General features: G+C 60.6%; 14 protein-coding genes. All 14 read right to left on the reverse strand.

Features of this window, described 5'->3' with window-relative positions; genetic code table 11:
• Window positions 1-153: 153 nt before the first annotated feature.
• The 14 genes from CIC07_RS12625 to CIC07_RS12690 all read right to left on the reverse strand — a co-directional run bounded on the left by CIC07_RS12625 (window position 154) and on the right by CIC07_RS12690 (window position 17,843).
• Complete coding sequence (locus tag CIC07_RS12625; RefSeq protein ID WP_076355806.1) at window positions 154-1,905, reverse strand: methyl-accepting chemotaxis protein; 1,752 nt, start codon at window positions 1,903-1,905, stop codon at window positions 154-156.
• A 195-nt stretch (window positions 1,906-2,100) separates the two neighbouring features.
• Window positions 2,101-3,156 carry a rhamnose ABC transporter substrate-binding protein gene (rhaS, locus tag CIC07_RS12630; RefSeq protein WP_076355804.1) on the reverse strand — a complete coding sequence of 352 codons (1,056 nt, stop codon included), beginning with the start codon at window positions 3,154-3,156 and terminating at the stop codon, window positions 2,101-2,103.
• A gap of 71 nt (window positions 3,157-3,227) precedes the next feature.
• Complete coding sequence (locus tag CIC07_RS12635) at window positions 3,228-4,217, reverse strand: ABC transporter permease (RefSeq protein WP_076355802.1); 990 nt, start codon at window positions 4,215-4,217, stop codon at window positions 3,228-3,230.
• Window position 4,218: 1 nt separating this feature from the next.
• The gene (locus CIC07_RS12640) at window positions 4,219-5,271 is read right to left on the reverse strand and encodes an ABC transporter permease (protein ID WP_076355800.1); all 1,053 of its coding nucleotides are present in this window, start codon (window positions 5,269-5,271) and stop codon (window positions 4,219-4,221) included.
• Window positions 5,268-6,788, reverse strand: a complete 1,521-nt coding sequence (locus CIC07_RS12645) for a sugar ABC transporter ATP-binding protein (protein ID WP_076355798.1) — start codon at window positions 6,786-6,788, stop codon at window positions 5,268-5,270. Before CIC07_RS12645 ends, CIC07_RS12640 begins: the two co-directional genes overlap by 4 nt.
• 692 nt (window positions 6,789-7,480) lie before the next feature.
• A complete protein-coding gene (locus CIC07_RS12650; protein WP_076355794.1) occupies window positions 7,481-7,804 on the reverse strand; it encodes an L-rhamnose mutarotase in 324 nt (107 codons plus the stop codon).
• A complete protein-coding gene (locus CIC07_RS12655; RefSeq protein ID WP_234992912.1) occupies window positions 7,791-9,455 on the reverse strand; it encodes a response regulator transcription factor in 1,665 nt (554 codons plus the stop codon). Before CIC07_RS12655 ends, CIC07_RS12650 begins: the two co-directional genes overlap by 14 nt.
• On the reverse strand, window positions 9,452-11,299 hold the full coding sequence (locus CIC07_RS12660) for a cache domain-containing sensor histidine kinase (RefSeq protein WP_076355792.1): 1,848 nt from the start codon (window positions 11,297-11,299) through the stop codon (window positions 9,452-9,454). The genes CIC07_RS12655 and CIC07_RS12660 overlap by 4 nt, the downstream gene beginning before the upstream one ends.
• The gene (locus CIC07_RS12665; RefSeq protein ID WP_083687967.1) at window positions 11,289-12,332 is read right to left on the reverse strand and encodes an autoinducer 2 ABC transporter substrate-binding protein; all 1,044 of its coding nucleotides are present in this window, start codon (window positions 12,330-12,332) and stop codon (window positions 11,289-11,291) included. The genes CIC07_RS12660 and CIC07_RS12665 overlap by 11 nt, the downstream gene beginning before the upstream one ends.
• A gap of 46 nt (window positions 12,333-12,378) precedes the next feature.
• On the reverse strand, window positions 12,379-13,881 hold the full coding sequence (locus tag CIC07_RS12670; protein WP_076355790.1) for an L-fucose/L-arabinose isomerase family protein: 1,503 nt from the start codon (window positions 13,879-13,881) through the stop codon (window positions 12,379-12,381).
• A 141-nt stretch (window positions 13,882-14,022) separates the two neighbouring features.
• On the reverse strand, window positions 14,023-14,799 hold the full coding sequence (locus CIC07_RS12675) for a DeoR/GlpR family DNA-binding transcription regulator (RefSeq protein ID WP_076355788.1): 777 nt from the start codon (window positions 14,797-14,799) through the stop codon (window positions 14,023-14,025).
• A gap of 89 nt (window positions 14,800-14,888) precedes the next feature.
• Complete coding sequence (locus CIC07_RS12680; RefSeq protein WP_076355786.1) at window positions 14,889-15,620, reverse strand: LutC/YkgG family protein; 732 nt, start codon at window positions 15,618-15,620, stop codon at window positions 14,889-14,891.
• Window positions 15,613-17,118 (reverse strand): LutB/LldF family L-lactate oxidation iron-sulfur protein, encoded by a 1,506-nt coding sequence (locus CIC07_RS12685; RefSeq protein ID WP_076355784.1) that lies wholly within the window; start codon window positions 17,116-17,118, stop codon window positions 15,613-15,615. Before CIC07_RS12685 ends, CIC07_RS12680 begins: the two co-directional genes overlap by 8 nt.
• On the reverse strand, window positions 17,115-17,843 hold the full coding sequence (locus CIC07_RS12690) for a (Fe-S)-binding protein (protein ID WP_076355782.1): 729 nt from the start codon (window positions 17,841-17,843) through the stop codon (window positions 17,115-17,117). Before CIC07_RS12690 ends, CIC07_RS12685 begins: the two co-directional genes overlap by 4 nt.
• Window positions 17,844-17,993 lie beyond the last annotated feature (150 nt).

Consider the following 17,993-nt stretch of genomic DNA (forward strand, 5'->3'; position numbering starts at 1 on the left):
TCTTATTATACCCTGAGACGGCCCGCTTTCCTCGCTTCATCGAGATTTATGCGGATCCTCAAGTCCAGGCAGCTCCGAAACCAGCCCGGATGATAACAGAAAAACAGCCGCGCTATCCGCGCGGCTGAAGAGGCTGATTCATGCATGAAGGAATCAGATCTTGAACTTGCTCACGATTCCGGTCAGATTTTCCGCCATCTGCTGCAGCTGCTCCGAGGAGCCGGCCACTTGGCCCATAGCCGCGGATTGCTGCTCCGCCGCCGTGGCGATGCTGCCCGCAAGCTTGGCCGCGGTAACCGCGATCCTTTCCAGCTCGTCAAGCGAGGCGGCGATCTCCTCGGTCCCTGCCGACATCTGCTCCGAGGAAGCCGATACCTCCTGCACCTGGCTGTTCACTTCCTGAATCGATTTTACGATGGAGCTGAACGCCAGACCGGTCTGCTGGGCGATTTCCGTTCCATACCTCGCTTCATGGGCCGAACGCTCCAGCGATGCCGCCGCCCCGCTCGTGCCGTTGCCGATTGCCGACAATATTTCCGTGATCTGCTTGGAAGAGGACACCGAACGCTCGGCCAGCTTGCGGATTTCCTGGGCGACGACCGCGAAGCCCTTGCCATGCTCGCCCGCGCGGGCCGATTCGATCGAAGCGTTCAGCGCGAGCAGATTGGTCTGGCTCGCGATATCCGAGATCATCGCCATGATCTCTCCGATTCTGCCGCCATGCTCCTCCAGCTCCCGAATGATCGCGGCCGTGTCGTTCAGATCGATTTCGATTTTTCTCATCTGCCCGACGACGCGCTCCATGTCGCCTTCGCCATCAGCCGCTTTCTCCGACGTCTCGGCGGCGAGCTCCGATACGATCGAGGTGGATTCGGCGATGCGCTGGATGCCGATCGCCATTTCCGTCATCGCCGTCTGGCATTCCCTCGTGCTCTGGAATTGCTGCTCGGAGCCCGCTGCCGCCTGGCCTGTCGAAGCGGCGATCTCATTCGTCGCCTCCACGGCCTGCCTCGAGCTGTCCTGAAGCCGGTTGGAGGAGCTGGACACGCTCCTCGCCGCCAGCTGGATGTTGCCGGTGAGCTCCCGCAGGCTGGCGATCATCCGGTTGAAGGCTGCGGCTGCCTGTCCGATCTCATTTTCGCTGTTGACCGGAATTTCTTGGGTCAGATCGCCTTCCGCCGCCAGCTTCGCCACTTCGGCCAGCTGACGAAGCGGCTTGAGCGTGCGGTAGACGAAGTAAATGATGAGCAGGAGAGCGACTACGGTGAATCCTCCCCCGGCCAAAATATCCTTCCACAACATCCGGGACAGGCTCGACTTGACGTCATCGTAGTGGAAATCGACGCCGAACAGGGCGAGCGTCTTGCCTTGGGCGTCCTTGATCGGGGACAAATACGAGACCCACTCGCCTTCGGAATCGGCGTAAGGAACCGTCAGCGCGAAGCCTTCCTTCATCGCCTTGTTGAACGCATCCTCGAAAACAGCGGACATCTCGTAGACGGAGCCCGGCTGCATGGCTTCGGTATCCATATTTCCCTGAAGATTGACAAGGGCGCGCTTACCGCCGTCTTCCCGGACTTCGGGCAGCATCAGATAGGCGTTGCTGATGACGAGGTCTTCGGCGGACATGGCGACGAGCTGCGCCTTGAGCATCTTGAAGGCTTCTGCCGCGGGAGCTTCCTTGCGGTCCAGCACAGCCGATGCTTCCGCGATCTCGACGGCATGGAGCTGCACCTGGCCTTTCATGGCCTTGCCCAATTCGCGCAGCTGGTTGTGGAACTCATTTTTCTGGCTCTGATAGGCAAAAGCCGCAGTCAGGCTCATGACCCCGAGGAAAAGGACAGCCAGCAGCAGCACGCTCGTTCGAATCAGACTTCGTTTGGGCAAGAACCGGTATTTTTTCATTCAATAGGCAACCTCTCATGTTGGGATAGTATTATATCGACATTGATGAGGCGATCCTTTAGATATTTCCCGGCAGCGGACAACTTTTTGATAGCATGGCTATGACTATGCCGAAGCGATCCGCGGCCGGTCCAGAGACGGCAAAAAAAGCCCCAGGCGGACCGGGGGCTTGATCAAAAGGCTTGATCAAAAGGCTCAATAAACCGCTTTCCACTCCGCGATGTTGCCCGCATCGAATTTGAACGGATCACCGAGCATGATCTGCGTGCCGTCTCCGTCCTGGATGACTTCCTTCTCGCCAAGCTTGCCGGCGGCGATCTTGTCGCCGACCTTGCCTGTGATCTTGCCGCTTACGAGACCTTCGGAAGCGAAACCGGCCAGGTAGCCGACATCGATCGGGTTCCACAGATACATCCATTGGCAGATGCCGCTTTCAATGTACTCGGCCATTTCGCTCGGAAGACCGAGTCCCGTCAGCTGGACCTTGCCTTTGAGGCCTTTGTCCGTAAGCACCTTGCCGGCTGCCGCCACGCCTACGGTCGTAGGAGCGATGATGCCCTTCAGGTTCGGGTAGGACTTCAGCAGAGCTTCCGTCTCGGATACGCTCTTGTCGCGAAGATCGTCGCCGTAAGCGACTTTCACCAGCTTCACGTCCTTGTACTTCGGATCTTCAAGCTCCTTCTTCATCCATTCGATCCATGCGTTCTGGTTCGTCGCCTGGGACGTTGCGCTCAAAATGGCGATTTCGCCGGAGCCGCCGATCATGTCCACGATGCCCTGGACCAGCGTGCGTCCGATCCGCTCGGGATCGGCTTGGTTGACGTGCAGCTGGCGGCTCTCGGCGTTGACGGCCGAATCGAGCGAGACGACTTTGATGCCGGCGTTCATCGCCTTCTCAAGCGCCGGCTGCAGCGCGTCCGGATCGTTGGCGGCGATGGCGATGGAGCTTACCTTCTGGGAAATGAGCTCGTCGATCATCGCGATTTGGGCTTCGGCCGTAGGCTGGTCGGGAGCTTTCAGGATGACCTCATGGCCGAGCTCCTGTATCGCTTCCTTGTACCCCTCCATCTCCTTCTCTCCGTAAGGGTTGCCGGTATTCTTGAAGATGATGGCATACTTCTGCTTGTCTCCGGCAGCGCCTCCGGATGTGCCTTCCTGTCCCGCATTGGCGCCGTTGCCGTTGGAGCTGCAGGCGGCCAGCAAGCCCACGATCAGGATGGCGGATACGAGCGTTGCAACGATCTTTTTCATTTTTCTTTCCTCCCTTTCAGCTGTAAGCAAGGTCATCTATGCAAAGCGGCAGAAGCGCGTCGCAAGCCTGTTCAGGTTTTGCGGCCGCCGGCCCGGCGCAGCTTGATCTGCGGGATGGCGACGGAGAAGATCAGGAGCAGGCCGAGAATGATGAGCAGCGATTGGGCGGATACGTTGACCAGGCCCAAGCCGTAGCGGAGGAAGCCGATCAGGAAGACGGCGAGGATCGCGCCGATCATCCTGCCTTTGCCCCCAGCCGTGCTGATGCCGCCGAGCACGACCATCGCGATGACCTCCAGCTCATAGCCCGTTGCGATGTTGGGACGGGTGCTCCCCATCCGGGAAGTGAGGAACAGGGCGGCGACTGCGGACATCAGGCCGGTGAGCGTGAAGACGATGATCTTGATCCGGTCTACCCGCACCCCGGAGTAGCGGGCCGCCATGGCGTTGTTGCCGATGGCGTACACCCTCCGCCCGAAGGCGGTGCGGTGCAGCAGATAGGCGAACCCGACAGCGAAGACGGCGAAGGCGATCAGGATGAACGGGATCGAGCCGGCATAACCCCAGCCGAGAAATTTGAACCAGGCCGGGAATTTGCCCGATGCCTGATCCTCCAGCAGCATATAGGCGATGCCGCGGTAGATGATCATGGTCGACAAGGTGACGATGACGGCGGACAATTCCTTGAACCGCACGATCAGCATTCCGTTGATCCAGCCGCACGCCGTGCCGACGGCCAGACAGATGAGCATCGCCAGCGCCATGGGCACGCCATGGTTGTACAGATCGGCCATGATGACGGAGGACAAGGCGATGATGGAGGCGACCGAGATGTCGATGTCCCCCATCAGGATGATGAACACCATCGGCAGCACGATGAACGCTTTGTCGAGGAAGCCCATCGTGGCGTCCCTGAGGTTGGCGTAGTCCAGGAAGTAGGACGACAGATTCGTATTCATGATGAAGATGGCGGCGATCAGGACGACGAGCAGCCATTCCCACTGGAGGATGAACGCCTTCAGGGAGAACTCTCTCCTGTTCGCGAGCAGTCGGGGTTCCATGTTATAGCTTCCTCCTCATCAGGTTGGTGCGGTCGATTCCCCGCTTCACCATCGCATTGATCAGGACGGCGACGAGGATGATGGCGCCCTGGATGAACATCTGCCAGAACGGCGACACGTTGATCATCGGCAAGGCGTTGTTCAGGATGCCGAGCAGGATTGAGCCGAGGATGATGCCGGATATTTTGCCCACTCCGCCTGCGATGCTGACGCCGCCGAGGACGCAGGCCGCGATGACGCTGAGCTCGTATCCGGATGCCGTATCCCCTTGGGCGGAGGCGAATTTGGACACCCACAGCACGCCGGCGAGCCCGGACAGTCCGCCCATGATCGTATAGACGAGCCAGAGAATTCTGCCGGAGCGGATGCCGCTCACCTCGGCCGAATCGGGATTGCTGCCGACGGCGTAGATTCTGCGGCCGGTGCGGGTATGGCTGACAAAGCAAGCTGCGATGATGTAGACGACGATGGCGATCAGAATCAGATTGTTGATGCCGAGCACGCTTCCGGTCGCGATCCCCTTGAAGCTGGCCGGCATCTGATGGGCGCTGATCCATTTGCCGCCGCTGGCCTCGAAGGTGAGTCCGCGGAAGACGTTCATCATGCCGAGGGTGGCGATGATCGGGAGGATCCTCCACCACGAGACGAGCATGCCGATGATCATGCCGCACAGCAGGCCGATTCCGACGCCGATCGCCACCGCGATCAGAGGATGGATGCCCGGAACGTTTTTGACCGTCAAGGCGGACACCATTCCGGACAGCGCAAGCGTCGCTCCGATCGACAGATCGATGCCGCGGGTGATGATGACGAGCATCATGCCGACGGCCAGAATGGAGAGAATGGCAGTATTGGTCGCGATATCGGTCAGATTCTCCAGCGTAAGGAAGCTCGGATTGCGGAGCTGGACGCCTGCCGACAGCAGGATAATGAAGACGAGCAGTCCAAGCTCCCTGAACTTGGCGACCGTCGCGCTAAGCGAAGGCTTCTTGGACTTGGCGGCAACGGCTGCGCGGCCGTCTGCCGAAGCCTGAGGGGCCGGCTCGCTGCTCATGCTCCCACCCCCTTGGCTCGGCTGTCGTCCATGGAAGCGGACAGGATCGCTTCCTGTGTCAGGCCCTCGCGGTCCAGCACAGCCGTGATTCGGCCTTCCCTCATGACGGCCACCCGGTCGCACATGCCGATGATCTCCGGCATCTCGGACGATACCATGACGATGCCGTAGCCTTGGCACGCCAGCTCGCTGATGATTTCATAGATGGCCGATTTGGCGCCGACATCGACGCCTTTTGTCGGCTCGTCGAGGATGAGCACATCCAGATCCGCATTCAACAGCTTGGCGAAGACGACCTTCTGCTGATTGCCGCCGGAGAGGGAGCTGACGAGATCGAAGACGCTCTTGGCCTTCACTCTCAGCTTCTCCGCCAGCCGCTTGGAAGTCTCCTGCTCCTTGCGGAGGCTGATGCCGCCTTTCTCCCGGAACTTCTCCAGCGTCGGCAGCGTGATGTTGGCGCCGATGCCCCATTCCAGCACGAGTCCCTGCTTCTGCCGGTCCTCGGGCAGATAGCCGATGCCGGCTCTCATCGCGTCGAGCGGATTCCTCAGGCTCCGCCTGGCGCCGTGGATGTAGATGCTTCCCGCATCGGGCCGGGCGATGCCGAACAGCGTCTCGCACACCTCCGTCCGGCCCGCGCCGACGAGGCCGGTCAGGCCGAGAATCTCGCCGCGCCGCAGCGAGAAGGAAATATCCGCGAAGTAGCCGGTTCGGCCCAGTCTCTCGACCCGCAGCAGCTCCTCCCCCCGCTCCGCCTCCGTCTTGGGGAACAGCTGGGAGATTTCCCGGCCGACCATGGCGACGATCAGATCGTGGTTGGAGATTTCATCGACGTTCCAGGTCCCGATGTATTTCGAATCCCGGAATACCGTGACGCGGCTGGCCAGCCGGTACATATCCTCGAAGCGGTGGGAGATGAATATGATGGCTTTGCCCTGATCCCGCAGCCGCTCCGCAATCCGGTACAGCTCCTCGCTCTCGCTGCCGGTCAGCGCCGCCGTCGGCTCGTCCATGATGATGATCTTGGCGTCGACCGAGAGCGCCTTGGCGATCTCGACGATCTGCTGCTCGGCGACGCTCAGCGAGCCCATCGGCGTTTTCGGGCTGAAGGCGGCTCCGAGCTCGTTCAGCAGGCGTCCGGCCTCCTCATGCATCTCGCTCCAGCGAATGCGTCCTGTACCGCGCCGGACCTTTTCGTGGCCCATGAAGATATTCTCGGTGACGCTGAGATCGGGGTAGCAGGTGACATGCTGGTAGATGGCTGCGATGCCTGCCTTCTGGGCATCGGTCGGATGGCGGAAGTCCACCCTGGCTCCGTCCAGGAACACCTCTCCCTCCTCCGGCGAGTACACCCCTGTGATCACTTTGATGAATGTCGATTTTCCCGCGCCGTTCTCCCCCATGAGAGCGTGGATTTCGCCCGGCTTCAGCTTGAAGTAGACTTGATCGAGCGCCTTGACGCCGGGAAATATTTTGGTGATGCCGTTCAGCTCCAGAACGTATCCTGTCTCGGACATGACCTTACCTCCTCGGACTGTTTCTTCGAAGTTCCCTCTTATGTCTCTACCTTACATCCAGGACGGCAGGCCAAGAAGGAGACAAAGCTCGGTTAAGGGGGAAAGGCTTCGGCAGTTGGCAGCGCTTGCATAAGATTGTCCGGCCTGCTCTTCCTCGGAAGAATCGATGCGGCAGCGGATCTCCTTGGAACGATACGTCATCGAGGGCTCCTGCAGCCCAAAAAAGGCATGACCGGGGCTTGCTCCGACAAGGAGCTTGCTCAGGCCATGCCAGCTTGAAAGGAACGGATCGAGCAATCCTTCCTCCGCAATTTTTGGGCAGGATTAATCGCTCATCCATCATCTAGACCATGCCTCCCAGCGTTCGGGCCTCAACAATCCTTCCAGGTTTCGCCCGATGTCCGGAAATGCCCCTGGATCCGTGTCGGCATTCCTGTATAAATTGCGGATGAACAGCAGCTGGTTCAAGGATGATGGAATGAACTTGCAGAGCGCAACAGACATCAAGTTCTCCCTCCAAGCCCGGATTCCCTTATCATGGATTTCGCTTCATTTACTATACCTCAACTCTCCAATCCTCGACGGAAACCGCTTGCACATGAATCTCTTGGGTGCAGTCAGGGAAAGCCCTCGAAATCGCTGCTATGGCACCAACAGAAAAAAGGCGGGAAGCCCGCCTTGTCCGGTTCGAATCAGCTCAGATAAAAGACTTCGCGCAGCGGCCGGATCGGCTCCGCCCGGCTGAAGTCGAACGAGCCCTCGACCATGCCGGAGGTGATGGCGTTCCAGCGCCGGCAAGCCTCGCTCTCGTCGATGACGGCGAATGCCGCCTCGACATCGTCGCATTCGAAGCAATAAAAGAACTGGCGGCCGTTCTGGAAGATGGAATAATTGCGGATGCCCGCCCTGGAATGCTCGGACATGATTTCCGGCCAGGGATCCAGATGCATCCTCACATACTCCTCGAGGCATTCCTCCTTCACGGTCCAGGTCCAGGCGAATTTACGGCTTGGCATGATGCTTCGTCTCCTCTCGTATCGACCGGAGCGTTCGCTCTCTGTAGGCGGAGGGCGTCATTCCGGTCTTCTGCTTGAACAGGCGGCTGAAATACTTGACATCCTGATAGCCGACCTTGCCGCTCAGATCCTGCAGCCTGAGCTCCGGATCGCCGAGCAGCTCCCTGGCTTTCTCCATACGCTGCGTCGTCAGGTAATCCAGAATCGTTTCTCCGGTCTGCAGCTTGAAGTATTCGCTGAGATAGGTCGGATTCAAATAGACATGATCGGCTATTTTCTTGATCGTGACCTCCTCGGCCAGATGCTCCCGTATCCACTGCTTGGCCAGCTCGACGGGCTTGCTGCTGCCGCTCCGGCGGGCAGAGCGGATCTCGTCCAGCACCCTCTCGGTCAATGAAACGACGCCGGCCTTTAGCTCCTGCAGGCTGTTCGCCCGCTTGACCTTCCGGATCTCGTCTTCGATCGAAATCCCCTCGCCTATGCCGAGCTTGGTTTCCAGCCAAGCGGTATGGAGCAGGATGACGGCATTCATGACCGACGCCTGAAGATGGGCGGGCGACGGAATCTTCTCGAGCAGCCCGAACAGGGAACGCACCGCCTCCAGCGCTTCCTTGCCGCTGCACTGGTCCACGTAGCGCTTCAGCTTCTGCGTGAGCGCCATCACCTCCTTCTCCTGCGGCCCGGATAACGGCTCGCCGAGCGGAGGAGCACAGTGGAAGACTTGGTTGCCTCCATGCAGGAAACGGAAATTCACGAGAGCCATCGCTTGGCGCCTCGCCTCCGGCAGCAGATGCAGATCCTCGATTCGGTCGCCGTATGCGATCGTCGCCGTGAATGGCGTGAACGTCTGGATCGAGACGCGGATCTGCTCCGCCACACCTTCAACGGTCCGCCGGATCTCCTCTTCATGGGGAGGGAAATGAAGCAGCACCCAGAAGTCGGATTCGGCGCCGAGAAAGCTCCAGCCCATTCGCCCGGAGCCGAGCATCTCGCTTTCCACCGTTTCGGCCACGATGTTTTCCAGAGCGTAGTAATACGCTTTCCAGTCTCTGGACGTGTACGCACGCGTCTTCACCGGCATCGCATCCAGCCGGACAAGCAGAAGGAGATAGCTTCCCTTCGGAAACTCGTCCACCCCATATCCGAGCGCGGTGCTGTCGATATTGGCGGAAGCGATATAACTCAGCGTCTGGACCTGCCGGCTCTTCTTCAACTTTTCCGCCTCCCGCTCCGTCTCCGCCTGCTTGTGCAGCTTGAAGCGGTCATTGCGGATCGTATCTCCGAGCTGAGTCATGCTGCTGCGGAATTGGTCGCGGTCGACAGGCTTCAGGATATAGTCCAGCGCCCCTTCCCGCAAAGCGGCCTGCACATAGACGAAATCGTCGAAGCCGCTGATCAGCAGCGTGCGGCAGGAATAGGACTTGCCCAGCTCCCGGATCAGCTCCAGCCCGTCCATTTCGGGCATCTTCACATCCGTAATGACGAGATCGACGGCACCGTTCAGCCCGTCGATGAGGCTCAGCGCCTCCTTCCCGTCTCCGGCGGTGCCGACGACCTCCCATCCTTCTCCGAGAGCAAGGACGAGACGCTGGATTCCCCGCCGGATGCGGGGCTCGTCATCCACGATCATCGTTCGGATCGGCATGCTCATGATGAGGATTCCTCCTTTTGCGCGGCGCCGCCCGATAGCGGCGGGCTCAGCTCGACCGGTATGCGGACGATGATTTCGGTGCCCAGTCCCTCGATGCTGTGCAGCTGCAGTCCGTACTCCTCGCCATGCAGCATGGCGATCCGCGAGTTGACGTTGCTGAGTCCGAACTGGGAGCCTTTGGGCTGGATCGAGCGGTCCTGAAGCGACTGCTCCAGCGCGGTCAGCCGTTCGGCCGGAATGCCCGGACCGTTGTCGCGGAGCCGGAAGACGATATCCTCCTTGCCGGAGCGGGCGCCGAATTCCTGGCTGATCGTCAGCTGGATGTCCAGCTGGCGCTTCTTCTCCAGGCCGTGCTTGATCGCGTTCTCCACGAGCGGCTGCAGGATGAACTTGGGCGCGTACAGCTGCTGCTCGGTCCATTCCCGCAAATGGACGGCGATCTCGTAGGAGAGCCTGCCCTCGAAGCGGAACTTCTGGATCGCCAGGTAGTCGCGCACATGCTGCAGCTCTTCGGCGATCAGCACCGACTTGGAGGAGTTGCTCACCGAGAAGCGGAGCATCCGGCCGAGCAGCGTCACCATGTCCACGACCGCTTCCTTCTCCCCGTCCTCCACGGCCATGCCGATCGTCTCCAGCGTGTTGTACATGAAATGCGGATTGATCTGGGATTGAAGAGCGTACAGCTCCGCCTCCTTCTGGCGGATCTCGATCTGGTAGTTTTTCTGGATCAAGTCCCGTATCGTCTCGATCATCGAGTTGAGGCTCCGCGCCAGCGACCCGATCTCGTCGGGGCTCTGCAGGGAATAATCCACCTCGAAATGCCCCATCTCGACGTTCTTCATCAATCCGCCGAGCTTCTTGAGCGGGCGGATGAACCGCCAGGACAGATAGGCCGATACGGCGGAGGTGACGACGATGATTCCGAAAAAGACAGCCAGCGTCGCATCGCGCACCTTGTCGACGCCGGCCAGCAGCCGGCGGACAGGGACGCTGTGGGCCAGCGTCAGGCCGAGCGGGGATTCGTTGACGCTGATCAGCTCTCCCCCGCCCCCGCGGGTGCGGAAGCTGCCGCTGCCGACCGGATAATGACTCTTCTCCTCGTCGACCGTTCCGATGCGCTCCCGGTCGCCGCTGTAGATGATGACCCCGGCCTCGTTCATATACCAGATGCTTGCCTGGTCGTCCGCGTTGAACTGGCGGAAGATCCCATCGATGAAGGAGAGGTCGACGGCGATGAACATGCTTCCGAGAACCTTCCGATTGTCGGCGTCGAGGATGGTCTTCTTGATCATCGCATACGGAATCTTGTTGGCGAAATGCAGCTTGAGCTCGCCCGGCAGGATCAGCCTCATCTCGTCGGGCTTCGCTTCTTGCCCCGCGTAGCGCCTCAGCTGCCATTCCCAATCCTTTTCCTGGAACACCCACTTGGCGCTGTGGAACAGCCTCTGGCTCGACAGGATATACGCTCCCAGCACTTCCGGATTGCTGCCGTTGACGAAGGCGTCTGCCAGGAAGCTGTTCATCCTCGTCGCGTCGCGGTTGTAGTCGGATATGCTCTGGCTGCCTCCGCTGCGGAGGATGGACAGGATCTTCTCGGAGGCGAACAGCCTCTCCGGCATGTCCGCCAATGCAGCCAGGCGCTTGTCGATGTCGGCATTGGCCTGCTCCAGGAATTTGGGCATGTACTCGCCCGCCTGGCGCTCGACGGAGTCCGCATATTGGGCGTAAGAGATCGTCCCGAGAATAGCGAGCGGAATCGCCGTAATGAGCAGATACGTAATCATGAGCTTGGAGCCGAGGCGGAGATTCCGCGGCCGGAGCGATTTCAAGCGGTCAAAAATCATACTCGTCCACGTTCTCCTTCGTAAAGTCGAGCGGCTCTCCCATGACGACCGTATTGCCGGACATCCGGATTTTGCCTACGCCGGGAATATTCTGTCCATCCGCAGGAGGGATTCCGTTCAACAGGTTGTTCCCCATGGCGATAGTGAGATAACCGAGCTTTTTCGGGCTCCAGAGAGTCGCCGTCTGCGCAGTGTCCCGCTTGAGATAAGGGCTCATCAGCAGCGGATTCGACAAGCCGGTCAGCTTGACCTTGCCTTGCCTGCCCGCTTCCTCCAGTGCCTCGGCTGCAGCCGGAGGGACGACGGAGGAGATGCCGATCATGCCTCCGAGATCGGGATAAGCGCTCAGCAGGCGCCGCGCGGCGAGCTTGGCCTTGACGGGGTCCTCGTCGATGGAGGCGACCTCCACCAGCTTCATCGCCGGATAGTATTCCTGCTGCTGGATACGGATCCAGCGCAGCCATTCGCCGGCGTTCGCCGCCGATTCCGAGCCTGTCATCACGGCAAAGCTGCCTTTGTCGCCCATCGCGCCAGCGAGCAAATCCATCAGATGGCGCCCGACCGTCTCGGGATCGGCCATGTTGACGAAGAATTCCCGTCCGCTCGACTGCGTGTCGGCATCCCAGGTGATGACGCGGATGCCGGCTGCCCGGGCCTGACGAAGCACGGTCAGCAGCTTGTCCGGATCTGCCGCCGACACGGCGATCATGTCGACCTTTTGCCGGATGAGCTCCTCGATGACCTGGATCTGGCCCGAAGCCCCTGCCGTCTTGGGTCCTGCGTAGATGACGTCGACTCCGAGATCGTTGCCTGCCTGCTTGGCCCCTTCTCCCGCATAGATGAAATAGGGAATATCGATGCCCTTGGCCACGAGCGCGATTCTCGGCTTCGGGGCGGCTGAGGACCGCTCCTGGGAGGGGGCCTCCGTTCCTTTGTTCAAGGTATAGATGATTTCGTAAGGGGGGCCGCTCCTTGCCTGACAAGCCGACATCAGCAGAAAAATCAAGCCCAACAGCATCGTTTTCCTCGCCACGGCTGCTTCCGTCCTCCTTTGGCCCGCTTGCCTGCCGCCCGGGCTGTCACATGACGATATGCTTCAGATTCAGCAGCTCGGCCGCCTTGGCGAACAGGCTCGCGTTATGGCCGACCGACATCGCGCAGTGATGGGTCGGCGCTTCTGCGAACCACCTAGCCATATAGGCGTCCGGATGCTCGCGGAAGCGGACCGGCGTCTGCGTATTGCCTATCCTCATGATCGGTCCCTTGGTCGACTCACCCTCGCTGCTGATCAGCTTGAGCCGGCCGTCACCCGTCTGGGTCACGTTCAGCGTCGTCACCGGTCCGGGAGCGACCTTGGCTTCCACCGAGACGCCGGTTCCCTGCTTGCCGTGATACAGCCCCATTCCCCGCAGCAGCGGCTTGCCCTCGGCGATGTCGATATGGAAAGGACCGTCATGCCCGAGCAGAATGGTCCCGTCGACATAATCCGTCACGATGATTTCGGAGAAGCTGCCTCCGGTTCCGAGAATATCGCATATCTTCATCGCAAGCGCCGTTTTGAGATCGCCTTCGCCGGCGCAAGGAATGCCTCTTGCAGTCAGCAGCGAATGGCCGACGATGAAGCCTCCCTGCAGCTTTTCGTACTCGCCCCCCGCCGCCCCGTGGTAATAGTAGGCCAGCGCATCGAGATCGTATTCCCGCACCAGCTTCTCCTGGGCCGCAGCGACGCGGCAGGACCAGTCGAGCTGCTCCTCGCTCGGCATGCCCGCGATGGGATCGGTCGAGGAAGAGCCCGTCACTTGGAACATGGCGGCGACTTCTTCCCGCTTGCTGCGGATCTCCTCCGGAGCGACCGTGCGCAGAAGCCGGTCCAGATCGCACATTTCCAGCACTTCCACATGCAATCCCGTCTGAGCCTGGATCATCGTGAAGTCGCTGTACATGTCCAGCATTCCGCTGTACGTATTTCCGAGGAATCCGAACCGGCTGCGCTTCAGCGTGCGGGGCACGGCGGCAGCGAGCGCCCATTCCCGAATCTCATGCCAGGCACGGACCGCCTCGATGCGCTCATGGGTCGTCTCGCTCGCCATCGCTTCAGGCGGAGTGAAGTCCAGACCGAGCAGGCCGTTCACGACCCGGAACGGGATGCCCGCCCGGTTGAACGCATTGGAGAACTCCGGCACGGGGCATGCGCCGCATTGCGCCAGCCACTCTCCGGTTGTCGTCTCCTCGTAGTCGAGCCTTGCGGCGGGCTGCAGGTTGAGGAACACGGCCGGAGCCTTGTTCAGCTGGTGGACGGGCAATACGGCTGAGCTCGTCGTATACGTGGCCGCGTGGCAGAAGACCAGATCCACGTCCTGGCGGTTGAACCACTCCCCTGCGAGCCGGCCTTCCGCTTCGGTATCGACCAGGCCGTAATGACAGACCTCCGCCCATTCGGACAGCCTGTTCTCAATGAAGCGTCCGTAGCTCTCCAGACGCTCCCGCAAGCCAGGGAATTGCTCCCAGTATGCCCTCAATCCTACGGAATATAGGCCGACCCGGGCTTTGCGGGCGGGCTTGATCGGTTCAGCAACGGTCATTCGGGCACCTCGATCCGGTAAATTAGATTCTGATTTATCAGGAGCACTCATCAATACGATTGTCCGCTTAATGTAAGCGTTTGCAGCAATAAGACTGACTTTCCGTTTCCTGCCTGGCAGGTCTGGAAAGCCGTCTGCAGGTCACTCTTCCATGCCGACCAGCGTAAGCGGAATATTTTGCTTGCGCAGAGACTCCGCCATATCCTCTCCGAGGCCATCGTCCGCGACGATCATGCTGACATCTCCGATCGCGGCGACATGCGTGAACGCCTGGACGCCGAACTTGCTGCTGTCCGCGAGCAGATACGCCTGGCCTGCCCGCTCGACCATCATCGCCTTGATCCGCGCCTGAAGCTCGTTGGATTCGCTGATTCCCCGTTCGGGATGGATACCCCGGCACGAGAAGAACAGCTTGTCCACGTAATAGGATTCCAGCGACCGTTCGGTAAGCGGTCCGACAAAGGACAGCGAGCTCTGAGTCAGCATCCCGCCCGCTGTAATGACGCGGATCTGCTCCTTGGAGGCGAGCTCCATCGTCACCTTCACCGAATTGGTCAATACGGTCATCTCCATATCCGGCAGCATCGAGGCCATGTACCAGGCTGTCGTGCTGGCATCGAGAAAGATGCGGTCGCGGGGAAGGATCAGCTTGATCGCTTCCTCGGCGATCCGGCGTTTCTCCGCGGCATGGGCCACTTCGCGCAGCGCATAGGGAATTTCAGGCTGCAGGTTCTGGTTTTTCAGGCTGACCGCGCCTCCATGCGAACGGCGCAGCTGTCCGGCGGCCTCCAGCCTGGCGAGATCGCGGCGGATCGTCTCCTCCGTTACTTCGCACAGACGGCTGAGCTCCGATACCCGCATGCTGCCGTTTTCGTTTATCAGGCCGATGATTTTCTCGTAGCGCTCAGCAACTAGCATGCTGCCGTTCCTCCCTTTGATTCGCTGCCGGACCCGATTTGCTCGCCATGGCCGGACAGTTTCATTTCTCCATAAACTCCAATTTTATTCTATCGGTCTCCGCAGATCAATACATGGACGATGCCGGGACCGTGCACGCCGATCGTGAGGTCGTTCTCGATGTCGGCCGAGCGGCTCGGACCCGAGATGAAATGCATGCCGGCCGGCATCCCTTCCCGCCCCCCGGTGGCAACCTTCTCCAGCACCTCGCCCATTCTCGTAAACAGCCGGCTCAGAGGCATGAGGACGATGAGCACGGCCGGCAGCAGACTGACCGATCTGCCCTTGCCGCCGTCCGACAGGACGATGACGGAGCCCGTATAGGCCGCTCCGTAGTCCGCTTCCACGACGCCAAAATCGGCCGCGGCCGCGACTGCCTTCCAGTCCTCCCGCTCGCGGCTGTTCCACACTTGGATATCCGTATGAGGCAGGCGAGCCTCCAGGGAGAGCCGATCCAGACCCGGCTGATTTTGCCGGAGCAGCGTCCGGGCTTTCATTTCCATGGCCTTGGCGGCGATGTAAGCGCCGGCTTCGGCCTCCGTCGATACATAGGCGGCATGCCCGCCAACGGAGATGAACTGCGAGACGAACCTTTCGATCTTCTCCTGAGCCGTCCATTCCAGGCCGTTCCAGAAGTCGGGTGCTCCCTTGTACGGATGCTCCGGCGGCTCGGTCAGCCGGCCGCGCCCCATCCGGCCGGCGATCATGCCGAAAAATTTCTCCTGCTTGCGGCGCGACTGCATCTCGAGCCGTTCCAGAAGCTGCTTATGCGTTTCAGCCATGTCCATCCTTCCCTTCGTCCCGGAAATGAAGGTAATCCCGCATCCGCTGCTGCACATCCGCTTCCGCGAAAATCGGAGCCTGCTCCGCTTCCTTGCGGATTCTTCCCCAGTCGTCCCTGAACGAGCGGCTAGGCAAGGCCGGCGTCACCCGGAAAGCATTCCAGTCCTTGAGCGGTCCAAGCCGGATTCGGATGCCTCCGTCCTTGGCAATGAGCTTCTGGCCGATCTTGCCGAGCTTCAGCGCGGCGCCCATTCGGCCCGAGCCGCCCGCGACGGCGGCGAAGCCTTTCATGCCGATCGCTTCCGCCTTGCTGCCATGTCCGCTTTCCACCTTGCGTCTGCGCAGATAGACAAGCATGTCATGCAGAGGTATTTTCACCGGACAGGCTTCGTAACAGGCTCCGCACAGGCTAGAGGCGTTGGCGATGTCGTCCCACTCCGCCACGTTGCGGTTGAGCGAAGGAGCAAGCACAGCGCCGATCGGGCCGCTGTAGGTGCCGCCGTAGGCGTGTCCGCCGATATGGCGGTAGACCGGACAGGCGTTGAGGCAGGCGCCGCAGCGGATGCAGTTGAGCAGCTCCTGGAATTCCGGATCGCCGAGCTGGTTCGAGCGGCCGTTGTCCACGATGATGACATGCATCTCCTCGGGACCGTCAGCATCTTCGTCCCGCCTCGGCCCGCTGATGCCGGACATGTAGACGGTCAGCTTCTGCCCGGTCGCGGAGCGCGGCAGCAGCGTCGCCATCACCTCGAGATCGTCCCAGGACGGCACTATCCGCTCCATGCCCATCAGCGTGATCTGTGTTTTCGGCACGGTGCTGACCATGCGCGCATTGCCCTCGTTCTCGAACAGCACGATCGAGCCGGTCTCCGCGACGGCGAAATTGCAGCCCGTCATGCCGATATCGGCCTCCAGGAATTTATCGCGCAGCTTCTGCCGCACGAAGCCGGCCAGAACCGCAGTATCCGGCTCCAGCGTGCGGCCCGCTTCCTTGGACAGCAGCTCGGCGATCTGATGCCTGTTCTTGTGGATGGCGGGAATGATGATATGCGACGGAGTCTCCCCCGCCAGCTGGATGATGTACTCGCCGAGATCGGTCTCGATCGCTTCGATGCCCTGCTCCTCCAGCGCGTGGTTGAGATGGAGCTCCTCGGTCACCATCGACTTGGATTTGACGACGCTGCGCGCTTTCTTGCTGGCAGCCACCGCAAGCGCAAGCTGGACGGCTTCGGCGGAATCGGAGGCGAAGTGGACATGCGCGCCGTTCAGCCTGGCGTTCGCAACGAACCGCTCCAGGTAGTAATCCAGATGAGCGACCGTATGGAGCCGGATCTGGCGCCCGCGCTCCCGCCACAACTCCCAATTGCCGTGCTCCTCCGATGCCAGCAGCTTGCCGCTGCGCAGCCTTTCGGTCGTGAACTTGACCGCATTGCGGAGGAACTCGTCTCCCAGCGCGGCATCCGCTCTTTCCTTGACGCTTGATTTGACCGCCTTCATCCCGCTCGCACCCCCTCGTCCAGCAGCTCCGCCAGATGCATGACCCGCACCGGCTCGCCGCGGTAGCGGAGATTGCCGGCAATGTTCATCAGGCAGGCCAGATCGAGCCCTACGAGCACCTCGGCCTCCGATTCCAGCACATGATCGGCCTTCTCCGTCACCATCGCGCCGGAGATATTGCCCATCTTAACGGCGAACGTGCCTCCGAAGCCGCAGCAGTCCTGGGCATAGGGCAGCGGAACGAAGTCCAGCCCTTTGACATTGCTCAGCAGCTCCATCGGCTCGTCCTTGATGCCGAGCAGGCGGCTGCCGTGGCAGGAGGGATGATACGTTACTTTGTGGGGGAATTCGGCGCCGAGATCCGTGATTCCGAGCACTTGGACGAGAAACTGGGTGAATTCGAACGTCTTGCGCTCCAGCGCGCGGGCTTTGTCCCGATAGGCGGGCTCGTCTTTGAACAGCTCCGGATAATGGTGGACCATATACGTGCAGGAGCCGGACGGAGACACGACGAAGTCGCTGTCCTCGAAAGCATCCAGAATCGTCCGCGCCGTCGCCCGCGCCTCCTCCCAATACCCGCTGTTGTAAGCGGGCTGGCCGCAGCAGGTCTGCACGGTCGGGAAGTCGAGCTGGACGCCGCAGCGGGCGAGCAGCCTGACCATCGCTTCTCCGGCGCGCGGGAAGAGCGCGTCGCTGAGACAGGTGATGAACAGCGAAACTTTCATCTGAATCCCCTCCTTCTTGACTCGAGAATGGAGGCGTCCTCCGATCGCTGCTGAAGACGGTTTGGTGGATCCGCCCCTCTCTGGGGGGAATCCGTCTTCAAGAACGAACGCTGACGCTTCTCCAGATCCCATCGATTTTTATTCGTTTGG

The organism is Paenibacillus sp. RUD330 (assembly GCF_002243345.2).
GTDB lineage: Bacteria > Bacillota > Bacilli > Paenibacillales > Paenibacillaceae > Paenibacillus_O.

Coding starts and splice junctions, on each gene's coding strand:
- CIC07_RS12625 (WP_076355806.1), bottom strand. CDS start 1,905: ATGAAAAAATACCGGTTCTTGCCCAAACGAAGTCTGATTCGAACGAGC.
- rhaS (WP_076355804.1), bottom strand. CDS start 3,156: ATGAAAAAGATCGTTGCAACGCTCGTATCCGCCATCCTGATCGTGGGC.
- CIC07_RS12635 (WP_076355802.1), bottom strand. CDS start 4,217: ATGGAACCCCGACTGCTCGCGAACAGGAGAGAGTTCTCCCTGAAGGCG.
- CIC07_RS12640 (WP_076355800.1), bottom strand. CDS start 5,271: ATGAGCAGCGAGCCGGCCCCTCAGGCTTCGGCAGACGGCCGCGCAGCC.
- CIC07_RS12645 (WP_076355798.1), bottom strand. CDS start 6,788: ATGTCCGAGACAGGATACGTTCTGGAGCTGAACGGCATCACCAAAATA.
- CIC07_RS12650 (WP_076355794.1), bottom strand. CDS start 7,804: ATGCCAAGCCGTAAATTCGCCTGGACCTGGACCGTGAAGGAGGAATGC.
- CIC07_RS12655 (WP_234992912.1), bottom strand. CDS start 9,455: ATGAGCATGCCGATCCGAACGATGATCGTGGATGACGAGCCCCGCATC.
- CIC07_RS12660 (WP_076355792.1), bottom strand. CDS start 11,299: ATGATTTTTGACCGCTTGAAATCGCTCCGGCCGCGGAATCTCCGCCTC.
- CIC07_RS12670 (WP_076355790.1), bottom strand. CDS start 13,881: ATGACCGTTGCTGAACCGATCAAGCCCGCCCGCAAAGCCCGGGTCGGC.
- CIC07_RS12675 (WP_076355788.1), bottom strand. CDS start 14,799: ATGCTAGTTGCTGAGCGCTACGAGAAAATCATCGGCCTGATAAACGAA.
- CIC07_RS12680 (WP_076355786.1), bottom strand. CDS start 15,620: ATGGCTGAAACGCATAAGCAGCTTCTGGAACGGCTCGAGATGCAGTCG.
- CIC07_RS12685 (WP_076355784.1), bottom strand. CDS start 17,118: ATGAAGGCGGTCAAATCAAGCGTCAAGGAAAGAGCGGATGCCGCGCTG.
- CIC07_RS12690 (WP_076355782.1), bottom strand. CDS start 17,843: ATGAAAGTTTCGCTGTTCATCACCTGTCTCAGCGACGCGCTCTTCCCG.